Source organism: Campylobacter concisus (assembly GCF_003048985.1).
Lineage (GTDB): Bacteria > Campylobacterota > Campylobacteria > Campylobacterales > Campylobacteraceae > Campylobacter_A > Campylobacter_A concisus_AY.
Window position 1 is genome coordinate 228,400 of record NZ_PIRS01000002.1, and the last position, 17,920, is coordinate 246,319.

A 17,920-nucleotide genomic window follows, 5' to 3' on the forward strand; every position below is an offset into this window, starting at 1 on the left:
AGGGGGTCTCACACCAAAATTTAATAACTAAACACTTCTGGATTGATAACCATCGCTCTATAAGCGACATCATCTCTTGATGCAGAATCCACATCCATTTCAAATTTTATATCATTTGTCTTTGGATCGATCTCGACTAAGACCATTTTTATAGTCTTGTCAGGACGTAGTAAATTTACATTTGAGCTTGAGATAAAGTAGGTGCTTTTATCCTTTTGCCACTCGACGTTGCTAGTAACTGCACTATAAAAGTCAAATCCGCGCTCCTTGCCAAACTGCCAAGTCTGCTCAACCGTGCCCTTTTTCTCATCTATCTTATACTCAACCGCGCGGGAGTATTTATCCTCTTTAAAGGCTGGCTGCTCCATGCCTCTAGCATCGCCATTGTCAAAGACACTTATATGCTTTATATCGCCCTTGTTTTCGTATCTTGGCGTTAGCCATGCGGTGTGCTGCGTCCATGACCAGTCAAATTCGCCTTCGCATTTTGAGTTTTCACATTTTATTTTATTGCCTTTACTATCGACTGGAGTTAGCACTTTTGCTTTAAAGTCTTCGCTCCAGCCCTCAGGCGAGGCTAGTATCCATTTTACTTTCTTGTCGCGTCCTATCTTTACGATGCCTTGGTGGCGAAGCGAAAGGATGATGCTATCATCGCTTTCATCGTATGAGATAGAATTTACATGCGCCCAGTTTCTGCCTGTGCCAGTGGAGGTGATATCGCCAAATGGCTGATCGTCGCTTATCTTGATCTCTTTTGCGTCCATGTCGATGTTTAGGCAAACAGCCCTAGCATCAAGCGCCTTTATGAGGTTGCTACGATAAACATTGTTGCCAAAAATTTCATTTAGATCCCACTCTTCTACCACTTTGCCGGTGTTATCGACCTCGATGATGTGGTCTCTTATGGTGTGAGAAATTTTGCCATTTTTGTGATGGTAGTTGTATTTTGCTACTCTAAGAAGTGCGTGATCATCTTTTAGTGGCATCACCTCGTGGCTTAGATCGATGTAGCCTCTAGGTAGTGGGCGGTTGTAAATTTCTTTTCCCATTAGATCATATCTAAGATATCTTTGGGCCATGCCAAAGCTGATGTCGCCGTTTTTGAGCTGATGAAAACCCATCATCATGCCTCCATCCATCACTCTTCTCTCGCTGCGGTCGTAGAATTTCTGATAGTCAAGGTACCATCTGACCTCGCCCTTAGTATCTACGATGTAGTTTTCGGTAAAGTCGTTCCAGCTAGCAGCTCCGCCATTTTTCCAATCAAGCGGTTTATAGACGCTTGTAATTGTGTTGTTTATAAGATAGAGCCTGTTTTTAAAGGCAGGATCGACCTTTTTGACGCGAGTTTTTTGCATGTGTGAGAACCTAAAATCACGGCTATATGTGACGATCGGTTGGGCGTAAATTTTATATGTCTCTACCTTTTTAGCTCCGTTAAATGTATAACTAAGCACGACCTCGTTTAGATAGTCAGGATAAAGTCCCCAAATAGGCACGCCATCATGCGTGAGCAAGGCATGTTCTGAGACGTTGTAGTCGATATCTATGCCGCCATCTGGCTTGCCCTTTACTTTGACGTGGATATCTTTGATGTCCTTGCCAGCTCTATCGATGATAGCAGTTAGCGGCGATACGTCGTATGGGTTTATAAAGACTGAGCCAAGCTCTCCTTGAACCTTTACTTGATGAGCTAAGACTCCAGCGTTTAGTGGAGCACTAAAGCCAAAACCACTCACCAAAACAGCCGCAAGGGCAACAGAACCTAAGAAATTCTTGCTCATTTTCGCTCCTTTAATAAAATTTAATGATATCTTACTATCCAAATTTCACGCAAAACTAACGCTTATATAAAAAGAGGCTTAAGTAAATTTATAAGAAAGTCGTTTTAAGAGGTAAAAATAAAAAGAAGAATTTAGGAGCAAATGCCCCTAAATTTTAGTTATTTGCGTCAAATTTCTTGAGAGAAAAGAGAACAAATTTGTAGCTAATAAATAGCGTTACTGGCCAAAGTATCAAAAAAATTCCTGCTTCTAACATCTTTTATCCTTAGTATGCGTGATGATCGTTTTTGATCTCATCTTGCGTGATCTTCTTGCTATCTATCGCTCTCCAGACGATGAAGATATAGGCAAGCACTACTGGCACTAGTAAGCTAACATAGGCCATAACGCCAAGTGTGTAGTGGCTAGAGCTTGCATTTTTGATAGTTAGCGAGCTAGAAAGGTTGCTAAATGACGGATAAAATGCTGTGCCATTTAGCCCTGTTATCAAAAATAGCGCGGTCACAGCAAGCGTTACGCCAACGCCATAAGCAAAAATTCCACGGATGCTTTTTGTAAATGCTCCTTGGAAAATTCCAACAAGCACCAAAAGCACGCCAACAAGTAGTAGCACGCCAGCGACAGGCATCTCGATCAAATTTATGGCATATTTGTAAGCAACAAGGCTAACTACGCCATTTGCGTCGTATGCAAAGCCATCTTTTGTAAGTATCCAAGCAAGAAAGCCTAGGAAAAATGGCAAGAATAGCACGGTGTTGATAAGTAGCTGTTTTCTAGCGTTTTGTATAAATTCGCCATCAGCGATGTTGTTTATAAGATATAAGCAGCCACCTACGCGAGATAAGAAAAACATCGCTATACCAAGCAAATACAAGTAAGGATTTGCCAATGCTTCAAGACCGCGAAATGGAGTCTTCCACTCGACAAAATTGTGCTCATTTAGCACAAAGTCGCTGCCACTAAAAAATGTACTAACCGCCATGCCGATAAGGATAACGCCAAGTGAGCCATTTATAAAAAGGAAAATTTCATAAGTCCTAGCGCCCAAGAAGTTATCAGGCTTTTTGCGGTACTCGTAGCTTACAGCTTGGATGATAAAGCAAAATAAAATAGCCAGCCAAACCCAGTAAGCGCCACCAAAACTAGTAGCGTAAAATAGCGGGAACGCCGCAAAGCACGCGCCACCAAACATAACAAGCGTTGTAAATGTAAGCTCCCATTTTCTACCGATAGAATTTATGAGCATATCTTTTTTAAGCTCGTCCTTGCCAAGGCTAAAGATGAGCGACTGACCGCCTTGAACAAACATCATAAAGACCAAAAGTCCGCCAAGAAGGCTAACTATAAACCACCAATAAATTTGTAAATTTTCTAAGCTTAAACTATGCATGATCGTTAAATCCTATCTTTATTTGCTTAAGCATGATCTTGATCTCGGCTATCAGCAAGACCGTAAATAAAACAGCAAATAATATAAATGAAATTTTGACATTTGAGTCAGATAAATTTGTAGCTCCGACGCCAACGGTCATGAGATCTTGTATCGCCCATGGCTGACGACCGACCTCTGCTACTATCCAGCCAGCCTCAGCTGCGATGTAGCCAAGCGGTATGGTAAAGAGGCAGATCCACAAAAATGCTCTTATGTTTTCAAATTTATATTTTCTTGAGAGATTTAGATAAAGAGTGATAGCAAAAAGAGCTATGAAGTAAGTGCCAAGTGTGACCATGATGTGGAAGCTATAAAATGTAAGTGCAACTGGTGGCACAGCATCTTTTGCATCTTTAAGATAGCCATATCCTAAGAAATTTAGGTTGCTCTCTAAATTTGAAAGCGAGCTTTTCATCAAGCTCTCGTCATTTGCTTTTTTAGCCTCTTTGTAGTTTTTAAGAGCTTCGATAGCTACTTTGCCCTTTGCCATCTTCTCTTCTACGCTTATTAGATTGTGCTCGCTGTTGCCGTAAAGTAAGTCGTTTATGCCCGGTGTAAATGAGTTAAGCTCTCTGTTTGCCATGATGCCAAGTGCGTAAGGTACTTTTATCTCAAATAAAAATGCATCGCTCTCATCGCCAAGCTTTTTAGCTGGATTTAAAATACCAGCAGCAACTAGGCCAGCGTTTTTCTCGCCCTTATAAAGTCCCTCCATGGCTGCAAGTTTCATAGGCTGCTTTTGAGCTGCAAGATATGCGCTCTCATCGCCGCTAAGTAGCAAAAATGCCGAAGTGATAAGACCAAATGCACTAGCAACTACGATGCTTTTTTTAGCTAGTAAGATGTGGCGTTTTTGGATCAAAAACCAAGCAGAAATTCCTATCACAAAAAGAGCTGAGATAGTGTAGCCACTAGTTACTGTGTGTAAAAATTTAGTGATACCAAGTGGATTTAGTGCGACTTCGAAGAAATTTTGCATCTCCATTCTAGCGGTATCTGGGTTAAATTTCATGCCTATTGGATACTGCATCCAGCCATTTGCGATCAAGATCCAAAGTGCGCTTAAATTTGAACCGATCGCAACAAGCCAAGTTGAAAATAGGTGAAATTTCTTGCTAACTTTATCCCAACCAAAAAACATAATGGCAAAAAATGTACTCTCCATGAAAAATGCTAGCAAGCCTTCAATCGCAAGTGGAGCGCCAAATATATCGCCTACAAACCAGCTATAATTCGCCCAGTTTGTACCAAACTCAAACTCCATGATGATGCCAGTAGCCACACCGATAGCGAAATTTATACCAAAGAGCTTTAGCCAAAATCTCGTTATCTCAAGCCAGGCCTTATCGCCAGTTTTGACATATATCGTCTCCATAATGGCGATGATAAAACTTAGCCCCAACGTAAGTGGGACAAACAAAAAGTGGTAAATGGCAGTCAGCGCAAACTGAGCCCTAGACCAATCAACAAAATCCATCTCAGACATTTTATTCCTTTATTAAATTACGAATTACAAATTCGCTTTTTTCTTCGTCGGTTTGAAATTTGGTATTAAGAGTTTCATCAAAGATGAAGACCTTTAATATCCCAAACATAATGATAAGCTTTATCGCTATGAGAAGCCATAGTTTCTTGCCTATTTTCATATTTTTAAAGCCGTCTATATATAAAGAGGCGATGTTTTTTAAGCAGTTTTTAATCATGATGTCGAAGTCTATAACAAAAAAACTTAAAGAATAATTTTTAAAAATTGCAAGATTAATGCCTTACTAAATATTTAAGGGGTATAATCGGCAGATTAAAAAATAACTAAAGTTAAGGAAATTTGATGGCAAAAGAGACGAAGTATATTTTTATCACAGGTGGTGTTTTAAGCTCACTTGGAAAAGGCATCGCAGCTGCGTCTATCGCGACATTACTTAAAAATTCTGGCTTAAAGGTGAGCGTTTTAAAAGCTGACCCATATATCAACGTAGATCCAGGCACGATGAGCCCACTAGAGCACGGCGAAGTCTTTGTCACAGACGATGGCGCTGAGACTGATCTTGACCTTGGTCACTACGAGAGATTTTTAGATGAGAGCCTAAGTCAGGACAATAACTTCACAACGGGCAGAGTTTATAGCTCGGTTATCGAAAAAGAGCGCCGTGGCGACTACCTTGGAAAGACTATACAAGTGATCCCTCACATCGTTGGCGAGATCGTTGATCGTATCAAAAAAGCAGGCGAGGGCAAAGATGTGCTCATCGTTGAGATCGGCGGAACCGTTGGCGACATCGAGGGCTTGCCATTTTTAGAGGCGATAAGAGCGCTAAGAGTAGAAGTTGGCAAAAAAAGAGCGCTAAATATCCACCTAACGCTTGTGCCATTTATCAAAGTAGCTGGCGAGCTAAAAACAAAGCCAACCCAGCACAGCGTAGGCGAGCTAAGACGCATCGGCATAACCCCAGATATCATCATCTGCAGGTCTGAAATGCCACTAAACCGCGAGCTAAAAGATAAGATCGCAGCAAGCTGTGGTGTGGAGAAAAACTGCGTCATAGAGAGCTTAGACAGCGCAAGTATCTATCAAATTCCACTTTCATTTTTAAAGCAAGATATATTAACACCGATCGCTGAAAATTTAGGCTTTGGCGAGCTAAAACCAGACATGGCAAACTGGGATAGCCTAGTAAAAAGGATCATCGCTCCAACAAACGAAACTACAATCGCCTTTGTAGGCAAATATATCGATCTAAAAGAGAGCTACAAGAGCCTAACTGAGGGCATCATCCACGCTGGAGCAAATTTGGACGCTAGGGTAAATTTACGCTGGATAGATAGCGAAAAGATAGAAGAGAGTAATGTAAATGAGCTTTTAAAAGATGTGGATGGCATCTTGGTAGCTGGCGGCTTTGGAGAAAGAGGCGTTTTAGGCAAGATGCAGGCCATAAAATTTGCTCGTGAAAATAAGATCCCATATCTTGGAATTTGCCTTGGTATGCAGCTGGCACTAATCGAGTTTGCAAGGGATGTTTTGGGCTTAGAAGATGCAAATTCTATGGAATTTAACAAAGAGTGCAAAAATCCTATCATATATCTAATAGATAGCTTCATCGATGCTCACGGCAAAAAGCAAATAAGAACGCACACAAGCCCACTTGGCGGCACTATGAGGCTAGGTGCTTATAACTGCGACATCAAGCCAAAGACACTTTTGGCTGAAATTTATGGCAACGCAAAGAGCGTAAAAGAGCGCCACCGCCACCGCTACGAGGCAAATCCAAAATACAAAGAGACCTTTGAAAAGGCTGGTCTAATAGTAAGTGGCGAAAGCGACGGACTAGTAGAGGCGATCGAGCTAAAAGGCCATCCGTGGTTTGTAGGCGTGCAGTGTCACCCTGAATTTACTAGCCGCTTAACTAGACCAAATCCTGTGATACTGGGATTTATAAAAGCAAGCTTGGCTAATCACGTAAAATGATAAATTTATAAAAAGCATTTAAGTAAAAATAAAGTATATGATACATAGAATTGCATCATAATTACTATTGAAGGGATTAATATGAAAAATTGTGTTTTAAAAGGTGTTTTAGCACTTTCACTTGCTAGCTCATTTGCATTGGCTGAAGGTGGATTTGCTGGAGTTGAAGGTGGCTATGATTTTAACTCAAAGCTAACTGGTGGTTTAAAAGATAATAGACCAAACATAGGTATAAAGGGTGGTTATGACTTTGATATAGCTAGAGTCTATGGTGGATACTTCTATCACGCTAAAGCTAAAGATAGCCATGGCAGTATAGTGGATGCAAAATGGACAAATCATAAATTTGTAGTAGGTGGCGACTATACACCAACTATAACCGAAGACTGGAAATTAATCGCTGGTCTTTACACTGGTCTTTCAACAATAAATTTTAATGCATATAACAATAAAGGTGCTGTTATAGAGATGTATGATGTTACAAAAGTTGGTTGGCTATTGGGTGCTAAAGTAGGTGGCGAGTATAGTTTTGATAAAAATAATGCACTTGAATTTGGCTTAAAAACTGATAAAACTTGGTATCCTTCAGCGTATAATCTTGATTTTAAATCTACAGATGTTGGCGCTTATCTAGGCTACACATATAAATTTTAATTTTTGGGGTCTTAAGACCCCTTATTTTTACTTAAAATTTCTCTCATTTTTTACTTCAAATTTACAATGGCTAATTTATAAAGAGTATCAATTTAACAAAAGTTTTTTGCCCTAAAAATCTTACTTTCAATGAAAATTATAAGAAATTAAATTTCAAAAAGATATAATCAAAGCATTCAAAATAAAGACGAAAGATTACGATGAAAAAAAAGCATTTTTGTTGCCAAATTTTTGGCAGTTTGGGCGTAAATTTAAGTGAGCAAATAGCATTAGTAAAAGTTGGCAGGGCGTCAAAAAGTCCTTGCCAAAGCTATGTTAACTAAAGAGGATATTAGGAATTTACTAGCACGTAGATTTTGTAACGACATACACAAAAAACTTAGTGAAATTCCAACGCCAAGCGCCCTAAAGGATATCTACAAAGGCGCTAATCGCATCAAAGAAGCGATCGAGAGAAATGAACACATCGCTATTGTTGGCGATTATGACGTTGATGGCGTGGTTTCAAGTGTGATTTTAGCCGAGTTTTTTGATGATCTTGGCGTAAAAAACTACCTAGTAAAGATCCCAAACCGCTTTAAGGACGGATACGGCTTAAACCCTGAGATCATCGACGAGCTTGCAAACGATGTGAGTCTAATAATCACCGTCGATAACGGCATCTCGGCTAATGACGCCGCCGCTATCTGCAAAGAAAAAGGCATCGATCTTATCATTACAGATCACCATATGCCACCAGCCGTTCTGCCAGAAGCCTACGCCATAATCAATCCAAAACAAGAGGACTGCAACTTTCCAAATATCGAAATTTGCGGTGCTGAAGTGGCTTGGTATTTGGTTGGAGCGCTAAAGGATGTTTGTAAGCTAAACTACGATATGAGCAAGTTTTTAGAGCTTTTAGCCATCGCGATAATAGCTGATATGATGGAGCTAAGAGATATGAACAGGATGCTTGTTCGCATGGGTATTTGCAAGCTAAATGCCTCGAAGCGCTCGGCATTTTGCGTCATAAAAGAGTTTTACGGCAAGGATAAATTTGAGTGTGATGATATCAGCTTTCTTATAGCGCCTCTTATAAATTCAGCCGGACGCATGGACGATGCGATGAACTCATTTAACTTCTTGCGTGCAAAAAGCATAGAAGAGGCTTATAACTACCTTGATACGATTATCGAGTTTAACAACTCCAGAAAAGAGGAGGAGCGCCAACTCTTTGAGTGCTCGCTAAAGGACGTAAAAGAGGACGATGAGGTCATCATCACTTGGGGCGAGCAGTGGCATGAGGGCGTGATAGGCATTGTAGCCAGCCGCCTGGCAAAGCACTTTGCAAAGCCAGCTATCGTCTTTAGCATAGACAAAGGCCGCGCAAAAGGCAGTGCTAGAAGTGTTGGTAAGCTTGATATCTTATCACTCATCGCAAGTCACGAAGATCTGCTAACAAGCTACGGCGGTCACAAAGGTGCAGCAGGGCTAACTCTTGCGCCTGAAAATTTGGAAAAATTTAAAGATGAGATAAATAAAAGCTGCTCATGCCTAAATATGCAAGAGTGCAAAAGTTCAGACGAGCTACTTGGCGACATAATGCCAAGCGAGATAGACTTTGAGCTACTTGAAATTTTGGAATTTTATGAGCCATACGGACAGAAAAATCCACGTCCAGTCTTTAAGATAGAAAACGCTGTCGTAAAAAATGAAAGGCTCATAGGTAGGGATCAAAACCACTTAAAACTTATCTTGCAAAAAGACAACAAAACGCTTGAGGCGCTATTTTTCAACTTCACAAAGCACGTTAGAGTAGGCGAAATGATAGATATCATCTTTTGCGTATCTAAAAATTCATTTCGCGGGCTTGTTACGCCACAGCTTCTCATAAGAGAAATTTTATAGCATTTTGCCTAGTCGTTTGAAATTTAACGACTAAATATTTTTAAAACCAAAATGCTGACTACACCCCAAACATCACAGAAAACTTTAAAGCCGTACTTGGCGGTTATGCTGGTCTTGGTTATCTAAGTGTTAGACAAAGCTTTGAAAACGAAACTAGCAAGAAAAATTTCAAAGGTTTGTTGATTGGTGCAAAAGCTGGCGGTCAGTACTCATTTGACGCTCACAACGCGCTTGAGTTTGGCTTAAAGGCTGATAAGACATTTTATAAGAAAAATAGCGGCGCTCAGCTAAGAGATACAAGTGTGGGAATTTACACAGGCTACACTTATAAATTCTAAATTTATGGCAAGGCTTATGCTTTGCCTTCTTTTGCTTACATAGATGATTTGTTAAATTTTTAACCTATCCAAGCGACCTTTAAGCGGGGGGGGGGGGTAGAATAAGTTTTACTTTAAAAAAAGGAAAAAAATGAAAACAAAATCACTCTATCTTATTATGGTATCTGCTATCTTTAGTGGTTGCACTCTCCCAGATCTGCCTAGCCTACAAACACCAACAAATGGCAGCCAAAGTGCAACAATAATCACTCCGTCCGTTCAAGATAATGTATCTAAAGCTAAAGTCGCAAAGGAATATCAAGCTAAATTTGATAGTGCAAAGCCTAGGATGCAGGAATTTTTAGCAAATATGGCATGCTATAAGGCCAATAAAAATGATAAATTTATGGAAGGTGGCACAAGGGCGCCTGCGCTACGAAAAGATGATAGTCTTTTAAGAACATTTAAATATACATATGCTGATTGTGCCAATATTTTGCGTATAGAAAATATTAAATTTATCGCCAAAAACGCATTTAGTTTTGATGTGATATTTATTACCCCAGATAGCGAAGAGGTAGCACAATTTGATGATATTATATTTACGCAGCACCCTAGCGGTGAGTGGCTGGTTAGGTGGTAGTTGTAGAGGTAAAAGCCTCTACTCTCTGCCCTCAAGAAGTGGCACAAAAAGACACTCGTCTAAAAACTCTTTTTCTAAATTTCCATCTTCATCTTTTCTAAATTTAGCGATAAACTGCTTGCCATCTTTTTTCATCGGAGCGACCAAGATACCACCATTTTTTAGCTGGCTAAATAAATTTGGCGAGATCTCATCAGCAGCAGCCGAGAGCAATATGCGATCAAACGGCGCGTAGCTTCGCCAGCCGTTGTTGCCGTCGTCATATCTTACGTGCACGTTTTTGATCTTTAGTGTCTCGAAGCGTTTTTTGGCCTCCATGGCTAGCTTTTCTATGCGCTCGACGCTAAAAATTCTATGCGCGAGCTTGCTTAGTATCGCTGCTTGATAGCCGCTGCCACAGCCTATTTCTAGGATGTTATCCACGTTTTCACACTCTAGCGCCATCGTCATCTTTGCCACCGTTAGCGGCGAGCTGATCCACTGGTTGCCAAGGATGGGTTGTGCGTCAAGCTTGTAAGCATGCGCAGGGATAGGCACGAAAATTTCGCGCTCAGTCGTTGATATCGCGTCAAACAAAAGCGGACTTAGCATGATCTCGTCGGCTATGTCGCTAGCTAAATTTTGGCATTTTATCGCTTCTAATTGGGTCAAAATTTCTATCCTAAACAAATTTTAAATCGCTATTATACGATTTAAAGCTTATCTTAAAATTTATAAAAGCCCTAAATTTTTCTTTATCTGTGTGATCAAATTTGCGTCAAAAACTGCGCTTGCTTCTAGCGTGCCATCTGGCAAAAAGACCCCAGCGGTCTCAAGATCTAGCGAGCTTGAGATCATGACGTAGCAGTTATTTGCGATGGCTAGCGCCTTACAAAGGCTAAGGTAGGCTTCCTCTCTGGCTTTGCCCCACATGGCTGGCACCATGATGATGTCGCACCCCTTTAGCTTTGCCCAAAGCCTGCTATCACGCAGCTCAAAGCATACCAGCACGCCAAGCTTTAGCCCTTTGAAGGTAAAGGCATTTATATCGCTCACTTCACCGGCGGCAAAGATCTCGTGCTCCAAATTTGGCCTAAAAAGCTCAGCCTTAAATTGCGAATGAAAGACGTTGTTTGAGTTAAGAAGCAAAAATTCGTTATAAATTTTTGGTTGGTGCGGATTTAGATTTGAAATTTGAGCGAGCCCTGCGCTTTTGTTTAGGCTGCTAAGGTGCGTAAAACCAAGAAATTTATCTGGGCTAAGTGCCTCTTGCAAGCGCTCAAGCAGCATCGCATCAAAGCTGCCTATCATGCCACCAAGCATCGCTTTGTTCGCCCCAGCAAAAAAGCCGTCAAAGTCGTAGCCACTTATGCAAAGCTCGCTTGCAAGTAGGAGAGAGTTTTCAGGTGCAGCCTCAACTAAATTTGCAAGCTCCTCTAGCCGCTCGGTAGCATTTCGTGCCTTTAAAGTTAGGCTTATTAGGTTTAAATTTTCGCTCATTTATTTTCCAAATACAAATATAGTTTGCTTTGGTGCATGACAATCTGCTGGTATCCTAAAATCCATATCCGTTCCACCGATATCAGGTGTTGGCTTTAGCAAAACAGTTATAGCTGTGATCTTGTCATCACGCTCTGAGAGCGGGTCGTTAAAGACCCAAACTTCATACGAAAACGAGGTTTTATCGTCAAAATATACCACTCTAGTCTCTTTTAGGTCGCTATATTTGAAGTTGCACACCTTATTTATCTCTTTAAAAACATCAACAACAAGCGCAGAGCCAATAGGCGCTAGACTTGGCCAAACATCGCCAGCTGGCATGCTTTGGTAGGTGACGGCATCTTTGGTTTCGTTAGTTTTTGCAAGTATGTAAGGGTTAAAACTATTTAATAAATCCTTATTTGCTATGCTAATGGCTCTTTCATTGCTACTACTCGCACATCCAGCCAAAAGCACGCAGGCAAGGGCTAAGATGCCATTTTTAAAAGTCATCAAAGCTAATACTTCCCTTGCTGTAGTTTGTCACTTTCGCTTCAAAGAAATTTGACTTTTGGTCGTTAAATTTAGCAAAGTCATCGACCCATTTGATCGGGTGAGCGACGTTGTACTTGCGTTTTAGACCGATCGCAACTAGGCGTTGGTCGATGAGATAGTGGATGTACTGCTCGATGATATCATCTGTAAAGCCCATTATCTGGTTTTGGGTGATGTATTTGCCCCATTTGATCTCTAAATTTCCAGCTTTTTCAAACATATCATAAATTTTTGCCTCAGTCTCAGGCGTGAAAAGATCAGGTCTCTCTTTGCGGACTGAATTTATCATGTTCTGAAACAAAAGCAGGTGCGTGATCTCGTCGCGTTGGATAAAGCGTATCATCTGCGCTGAGCCTAGCATCTTGCCAGCGCGAGCTAGAGCGTAGATCGCTGTAAAGCCGCTATAAAAGTAGATGCCCTCTAAAATTTGGTTCGCAACCATCGCAAGAAGTAGCTTCTCGTCAGTCACTTCGCCTGCAAGCTCCTCATAAACGCTTGAGATATAGTCGTTTTTCTCGCGCAAAACGTCGTCGTGCTTCTCCATCTCGTAGATGAGGTCGGTGTTGTCACAGATCGCCTCGACCATGACAGCGTAAGACTTGCTGTGGTTTGCCTCTTCATAGGCTTGGCGGCTTAGCACGGCGTTGATCTCTGGTGCGGTGATGTAAGGGTTGATGTTGTCAGCTAGGTTGTTTGTCTGAAAGCTATCCATCGAGATGAGCTGGCTCCAGACAAGGTCATACATGCGCTTTTCAGCCTCTGTGAGGTTGTAGGCGTAGTCACGCACGTCGTCTGTTGTATCGACCTCTTTTGGAAACCAGGTGTTGGCTTCCATAAGGTCCCAAAGCTTTAACGCCCACTCGTATTTTGCCTTGGTGAAATTTAAAATGCCGTGTGGGTTGCCGTTAAAGACTCTTCTGTCGGTCAAATTTTCATTTGAACTTGGGTTGTAAATGCGTTTTCTGTTCATAAATTTCTCTCTTGTTTGTGGTAAAAATTTCTTAAAATCTTACCCAAAGCAAGGTAAAAATTTACTTTTATTTAGACGGCTTTGCTCCTTTTTATGGTCATCAAAAAGCCAGTTATTATGAGTAAAACGGCGATCACGCAAGAGATGGCAAAGACGATCTGACCGACCTCGCCAAACATCTCTCCAGTGTGCAGGCTAAGCACCTTGCGACCAGCCTTTTTTGCCTCTGGGATACTTTCAGCCTTGCTAACAAGCTTATTTTCTTTGATCTTGCCAGCGCTTGCGTCAAGCTTTAGCTTGCCCACTTGGCTCTCGCTAGTTTCGTAGTTTATCGTGTAGGTGCTTTGGTTGTTTTCAGGCACGTTTATCGTGAGTGATTTTAGCTCTAGTGTGACATTGTCTTTAAAAATTTGCTCCGCAGTCTCGATCTCTTTAAATTTCTCGTCGCTTATTGGGATTAAATTTCTCTGAGGCATTGCCCTTTGTGCCTGGCTTGGTTTTAGCTCGAAAAATACGCTATTTACACCGCTTCTGACCCAGCCATAAGACCAGTAAAGACCAGTTAGCGACATCACGACAAGCAGGATCGCCACGTAGGTGCCAAGGCTCGTGTGGAGGTTGTAAAAGCAGGCGTAGCCCTTTGTGTTTGTTTTGATCTTTAATGAATTTAGCAAATTTCGCTTGATCGCTGGTGCGTAGAGGATGAGGCCGCTGATGGCAAGAAGCGCCATGATGATGGAGCTAATGGCGACTATTTGCTTGCCGATGTTGGCTGGGACTTTGCTATCAAGCAGGGCAAGGCCTAAATTTCTATGTAGGCTTAGTATTATCATGCGAGTTTTCTCGCCCCAGTCCTCGCTGATCACCTCGCCGGTGCGGGGATCGACAAAGAAATTTCGGAGTTTTTTGTCTTTGGTGACGCTGATGCTATAAGCTTTGTTTTCGCCGCCGATTTGCACGTTTTCAAGAGTGTCAAATTTGATCTCGCTTTTTGCTTTGGCGAGGATTTCGCTTAAGCTTAAATTTGGCTTTTCGCTAGGTGCTAAATTTATATATTTTTCATTTATCGCAGACTTGATCTCCTCTCTATAAGAGGCAAATGGCGCTGCAAGTGTCATGATAAGTAGCGGTATAGTCGCGATCAGACCGATTATTAGGTGGATGTTGAAAATGATTTTGTTACGCTTGAAAAGCATATATCTCCTTTTAATTTTAATAACGAATATTAATTTATTTTTTGTTAAGCAGAGATAAAATTTAGAAGATTATTTTTAAGTTACCTGGATGTGATTTTGGATTTTGCGGCTGGCAAAAGTAGCTCAAATGTTGAAATAGCCGCATTTAGATCTTTTTTGTCTAAAAATTTAAACGGCCTTAGCAGATAGAAAAGTGGCTTAAATTTCACTATTAAGCGCAAAGAGTGCTCGTAAATTTCGCTGCCATTAGCCTTAACATACTCATCAATCGCCTCTTTTACAAGCTTGTTTGAAATTTTTTGTCGGTAGAGTTCATGGATGAAAACTAGCAGATCACGGCACTTTCTAAGCTCTAGATCATCGCTAAAAAATTTTGACTCAAAATCAAGAAATTTTATCTCGTCATTTTTTATGGCGATATCCCTAAGTGCTGGGCGTCCGTGCACGAAATTTAGTGCGTGAAGTCCAGCTAATGCGCGGGCTGCTTTTAGCAAAATTTCATGCTTAAAATTTTCATCGGTGCTATATTTAAATAGTCTAGCAACTGGCTCACCAACATCTTCTATAACGAAAAATTCATCACTTTTTAGCACTAGTTTTGGCGCAGGAGCATTTGCTTCGTTTAAAATTTCAAGCTTTTTTATCTCAGCCGCAAATGACTTATAAGGGTTTGGTTTAAAAATTTTAGTTAAAAAGCTGCCTTTGATGCTCTTTTCAATGCGTTTTAACCAAAATTTTTGCCCATCAAATTCAAAGCTAAATACACGCTCATCATGGTGATTTTTTAAAATTTCATTTACATATTGTTTTAAATTTTGCATGTTGTAAATGTAGCGAAAGAATTCTAAATTTTTACATATATTTGACGTAAAATTTCATGAAAAACGTGAAAATATTTGTTAGCAAAAAAAGGAGTAAAATCATGGTGGAGTTAAGCGAAAAATGATTTTAGCTTTAAAGTCCGTTATTATCGTATTTTTAGAAAATTAAAATCAATAATTTTTACACTCAAACTTACACTCGAGTTTTTTAAGGTTCAAGCGATTAAATTTTTGGTTATGAAAAGTTTAATTTTCAATACAAAACTATCATAAGCACCTAAAATATGGGATTGTAAAGTTGTAAAGTTAAATGGTTTAAGTTTCGGACGCTTAAAGTAGTCGTTTTGGCTTAAGAAAAATTAGTTTTCATCTCTTTTTTGCTCGAAAACTTAATTAAGGTTATTTTGTGAAACATTACCGCCTTATTACGTTTCACGCTTCCCACTCGTTACCCTTGTAAATGCCTAAAAGTTTAATGGCGTCTTTGTCAATCAAGTAGGGTATTACATAGCCTTTGGCGATTAGCTCTCTTTTGTCGTCCGTTATCGCTCGTCCTAGTCGTGGGTTGTCGCTCAAAAGCTCCACGGCGTCTAGTAACTTGCTAACGAAACTCTGCGCCCTGCTTGGGCTATCCTTTGCAATAAAGTCAAACACTGCTTTTAATTCGAGGTTAAAACGTGCTGTGCGCTTAATTACCATTTGGCTATCTCGTCGCGTATTCCATCCAGCGGATAGGTTTCAAGCTCTCCGCGTCTGATAGCCTCAACGTCCGCTTCATATTCGCTAAAGCGCGATTGATATTTAACCTCATCGCTTAGGTTTAGCTTCACGCCGTCAAATTTAGCTAGCGTTATTAATATCTCTCTTGCTTTTTCTATGAAATCGGCGTTATCTGTCCGTATTGTTAATGTCTGCATTTGTAACCCTTTCTTTTGATTATTTTAGCTTGTATTGTTAAAAGGTGGCTTAGTATTCACTCTTTGGCATTCACTTTTATTCACTAACTACCCACTTTATACGCTTATTGCGTGCTTACTAGTATTCGCATGGTATTCACTTAGGCGCTCATTTCTATTTCTGATTTTTGAGTTTGTGCCGACAACAGCGTTATTTGAGCTTCAACTAAGTGCTCATTTTTGTTCCCTTTTTTTAGCGGTAACTTTTTGCTTTTAGCCTTGTTTTTATCGTTGTTTGTATGGTAACTTTTCCCACTTACTATTTAAAAGCTCGCTCGCTCCAGCCTTTGCGTATTGGGAAAGCTTTTGCTGTTTCTTTGCTGTTTTATGCTTTAGTATTTAAATAAATAGCCGTTTCTTTACATCGCATTTTTTACATATCGTTTTACGCTCGCCTTTGCTCTATCTGGCTTCATTCTATTTTGCATAATCCACGTGTAAGCCTCTAGGGGTAAAGCGTAAATTTTGGCTAGCTCTTTATCGTATTTACCCACTTTCATAACTCTTAGATTATTAATAATAGTTTCGTCCGTGTAAGGGCTGTTAAATACTTTTAGGATTAAAAAGGCTATTTCGGTTAGATAATAATCATCTGCTCGCTTCTCCCAGTCTGGATAAAACTTGTCAAGGATTTTGAAAAAGGTTTCTAACGTGTTTAACTCTTTTGGTAGCATTGATTTAGCCTTTTTGATTTTTTCAGTATTTTATGCAAAAGGCTGTTTGTCCTCTCGTGAAGTGATGAGGTTAGGGGCTAGCCTCGCCCCACTTAGATTAGCTTGCTTGCATATCGTTTTGCAAGCTCGCACCTTTTAAGGGCTTGTGCCATTTAAAAATCCCTTTGGCTTCTAAGGGATTATTTTTGTTAAAGTCCTCTTTGTTTTTATCGCCAGGGCTTAGGCGGTCAAGCTGTTTTTTCAAGTGCTTTACTTGTGCTTCTGCGTGCCTGAGCTCGTTAATGTAATAATCTACGAATAGCCACGCCTTAGCACCTGCTTGGTAAATGGCTTCATCTCTGCTAACGTCCTGGCTTTGCTCTAGTGTGCTTATTAGCTCATCAAAGCTTCGAGCCTTTTCAAGCTCGTATAATTTTGCGTATCTCTTAGCTGTCATTTTCTTTGCTCTTTAGTCGCTTTCGTGTCTTTTAGTGCATAATCGTCAAGCGTTGAGGCAATATCGAGTAAAATACCACTTAGTAGGTAAGTAGCGTTTAGCCTCTCATTGTCGTCTATGCTCTCGTGTTTATTTGCTAGTGCTAGCATTAGCGTCGATACTTGTCTTAATACGCAAGTTATTTCAACGCCTAACTCAAAATTCTTATTGATTTCGTTAAAAACTAACTTCATTTTTGCTCCTTTAGTGATAATGTGTTTTTTAGCTCTGCGTTTTCTTTTTGTAGCTCTGTCATCTCATCGCACAAGGCTACGTAATTACTAGCCAGCTTCTCAAACTTTGCTTTTGTTTGCTCTATCTCGGTTTTTAATTGCTCGTTTTGCTCCTCTGATTTGGCAAATAATGCGTTTGCTCTACCTGAGTTTTGAAAGGCTCTATCTCTTTCACTTCTTAGCGCATGGCTCTCATAAAATAGCGAGTATGCTACATCGTAAAGCGTTTGTTCGCTTGCCTCTGTGTTGCCATTGTTCTGCTCGATAACAAACTCATGAAACCTTTTAATTACTGGTCTGTCTGAATTAGTTGGGATTAACATTTGTTCTCCTTTAAAAGTATATTTACGCTATTAATTTTAAGCAAAATCATAACGATACTTAAAAGATTATTAACTA

General features: G+C 40.3%; 21 protein-coding genes. 5 read left to right on the plus strand and 16 right to left on the minus strand.

Features of this window, described 5'->3' with window-relative positions; translation table 11 throughout:
* Positions 1 to 20: 20 nt before the first annotated feature.
* The 4 genes from CVS91_RS02520 to CVS91_RS02535 form a co-directional block, all read right to left on the minus strand.
* Positions 21 to 1,787, minus strand: a complete 1,767-nt coding sequence (locus tag CVS91_RS02520; protein WP_107830095.1) for an aryl-sulfate sulfotransferase — start codon at positions 1,785 to 1,787, stop codon at positions 21 to 23.
* A 265-nt stretch (positions 1,788 to 2,052) separates the two neighbouring features.
* Positions 2,053 to 3,180 (minus strand): cytochrome d ubiquinol oxidase subunit II, encoded by a 1,128-nt coding sequence (locus CVS91_RS02525; protein ID WP_234409649.1) that lies wholly within the window; start codon positions 3,178 to 3,180, stop codon positions 2,053 to 2,055.
* Positions 3,170 to 4,705, minus strand: coding sequence for a cytochrome ubiquinol oxidase subunit I (locus CVS91_RS02530; protein ID WP_107830099.1), 1,536 nt, complete (start codon positions 4,703 to 4,705; stop codon positions 3,170 to 3,172). The genes CVS91_RS02525 and CVS91_RS02530 overlap by 11 nt, the downstream gene beginning before the upstream one ends.
* A gap of 1 nt (position 4,706) precedes the next feature.
* Positions 4,707 to 4,922, minus strand: a complete 216-nt coding sequence (locus CVS91_RS02535) for a DUF4492 domain-containing protein (protein ID WP_009295224.1) — start codon at positions 4,920 to 4,922, stop codon at positions 4,707 to 4,709.
* A 125-nt stretch (positions 4,923 to 5,047) separates the two neighbouring features.
* Between CVS91_RS02535 and CVS91_RS02540 the strand changes: the two genes are divergently transcribed.
* The 5 genes from CVS91_RS02540 to CVS91_RS02555 all read left to right on the plus strand — a co-directional run bounded on the left by CVS91_RS02540 (position 5,048) and on the right by CVS91_RS02555 (position 10,183).
* Positions 5,048 to 6,682 carry a CTP synthase gene (locus CVS91_RS02540; protein ID WP_103574162.1) on the plus strand — a complete coding sequence of 545 codons (1,635 nt, stop codon included), beginning with the start codon at positions 5,048 to 5,050 and terminating at the stop codon, positions 6,680 to 6,682.
* Between the two features lie 81 nt (positions 6,683 to 6,763).
* Positions 6,764 to 7,336 carry a hypothetical protein gene (locus tag CVS91_RS02545; RefSeq protein WP_107830101.1) on the plus strand — a complete coding sequence of 191 codons (573 nt, stop codon included), beginning with the start codon at positions 6,764 to 6,766 and terminating at the stop codon, positions 7,334 to 7,336.
* A 312-nt stretch (positions 7,337 to 7,648) separates the two neighbouring features.
* Complete coding sequence (gene recJ, locus CVS91_RS02550) at positions 7,649 to 9,223, plus strand: single-stranded-DNA-specific exonuclease RecJ (RefSeq protein ID WP_107830103.1); 1,575 nt, start codon at positions 7,649 to 7,651, stop codon at positions 9,221 to 9,223.
* Positions 9,224 to 9,402: 179 nt separating this feature from the next.
* Complete coding sequence (locus CVS91_RS10190; RefSeq protein ID WP_159071392.1) at positions 9,403 to 9,561, plus strand: hypothetical protein; 159 nt, start codon at positions 9,403 to 9,405, stop codon at positions 9,559 to 9,561.
* Between the two features lie 130 nt (positions 9,562 to 9,691).
* Positions 9,692 to 10,183 carry a hypothetical protein gene (locus tag CVS91_RS02555; protein ID WP_107830105.1) on the plus strand — a complete coding sequence of 164 codons (492 nt, stop codon included), beginning with the start codon at positions 9,692 to 9,694 and terminating at the stop codon, positions 10,181 to 10,183.
* An 18-nt stretch (positions 10,184 to 10,201) separates the two neighbouring features.
* Here the strand turns inward: CVS91_RS02555 and CVS91_RS02560 are convergent, their stop codons facing one another.
* The 12 genes from CVS91_RS02560 to CVS91_RS02615 all read right to left on the minus strand — a co-directional run bounded on the left by CVS91_RS02560 (position 10,202) and on the right by CVS91_RS02615 (position 17,844).
* Entirely contained in the window at positions 10,202 to 10,834 is a 633-nt protein-coding gene (locus CVS91_RS02560) for a protein-L-isoaspartate(D-aspartate) O-methyltransferase (RefSeq protein ID WP_107830107.1), read from the minus strand.
* A 60-nt stretch (positions 10,835 to 10,894) separates the two neighbouring features.
* Positions 10,895 to 11,662, minus strand: a complete 768-nt coding sequence (locus tag CVS91_RS02565) for a carbon-nitrogen hydrolase family protein (RefSeq protein WP_107830109.1) — start codon at positions 11,660 to 11,662, stop codon at positions 10,895 to 10,897.
* A complete protein-coding gene (locus CVS91_RS02570; protein ID WP_199906219.1) occupies positions 11,663 to 12,157 on the minus strand; it encodes a hypothetical protein in 495 nt (164 codons plus the stop codon).
* Positions 12,144 to 13,166: a ribonucleotide-diphosphate reductase subunit beta gene (locus CVS91_RS02575; protein WP_009494790.1), complete on the minus strand. Its 1,023-nt coding sequence runs from the start codon at positions 13,164 to 13,166 to the stop codon at positions 12,144 to 12,146. The genes CVS91_RS02570 and CVS91_RS02575 overlap by 14 nt, the downstream gene beginning before the upstream one ends.
* Before the next feature lie 71 nt (positions 13,167 to 13,237).
* Positions 13,238 to 14,362 (minus strand): PepSY-associated TM helix domain-containing protein, encoded by a 1,125-nt coding sequence (locus CVS91_RS02580; protein WP_107830113.1) that lies wholly within the window; start codon positions 14,360 to 14,362, stop codon positions 13,238 to 13,240.
* Between the two features lie 80 nt (positions 14,363 to 14,442).
* Positions 14,443 to 15,183, minus strand: coding sequence for a spore coat protein (locus tag CVS91_RS02585; protein WP_107830115.1), 741 nt, complete (start codon positions 15,181 to 15,183; stop codon positions 14,443 to 14,445).
* A gap of 432 nt (positions 15,184 to 15,615) precedes the next feature.
* Positions 15,616 to 15,882 carry a type II toxin-antitoxin system RelE/ParE family toxin gene (locus CVS91_RS02590; RefSeq protein WP_107830117.1) on the minus strand — a complete coding sequence of 89 codons (267 nt, stop codon included), beginning with the start codon at positions 15,880 to 15,882 and terminating at the stop codon, positions 15,616 to 15,618.
* Positions 15,876 to 16,100 carry a hypothetical protein gene (locus tag CVS91_RS02595; RefSeq protein ID WP_107830119.1) on the minus strand — a complete coding sequence of 75 codons (225 nt, stop codon included), beginning with the start codon at positions 16,098 to 16,100 and terminating at the stop codon, positions 15,876 to 15,878. The genes CVS91_RS02590 and CVS91_RS02595 overlap by 7 nt, the downstream gene beginning before the upstream one ends.
* Before the next feature lie 398 nt (positions 16,101 to 16,498).
* Entirely contained in the window at positions 16,499 to 16,813 is a 315-nt protein-coding gene (locus CVS91_RS10395; RefSeq protein WP_234409647.1) for a hypothetical protein, read from the minus strand.
* 97 nt (positions 16,814 to 16,910) lie between these two features.
* A complete protein-coding gene (locus CVS91_RS02605) occupies positions 16,911 to 17,249 on the minus strand; it encodes a hypothetical protein (protein WP_107830121.1) in 339 nt (112 codons plus the stop codon).
* Positions 17,246 to 17,482, minus strand: coding sequence for a hypothetical protein (locus CVS91_RS02610; protein WP_107830123.1), 237 nt, complete (start codon positions 17,480 to 17,482; stop codon positions 17,246 to 17,248). Before CVS91_RS02610 ends, CVS91_RS02605 begins: the two co-directional genes overlap by 4 nt.
* The gene (locus CVS91_RS02615) at positions 17,479 to 17,844 is read right to left on the minus strand and encodes a hypothetical protein (RefSeq protein ID WP_107830125.1); all 366 of its coding nucleotides are present in this window, start codon (positions 17,842 to 17,844) and stop codon (positions 17,479 to 17,481) included. The genes CVS91_RS02610 and CVS91_RS02615 overlap by 4 nt, the downstream gene beginning before the upstream one ends.
* Positions 17,845 to 17,920 lie beyond the last annotated feature (76 nt).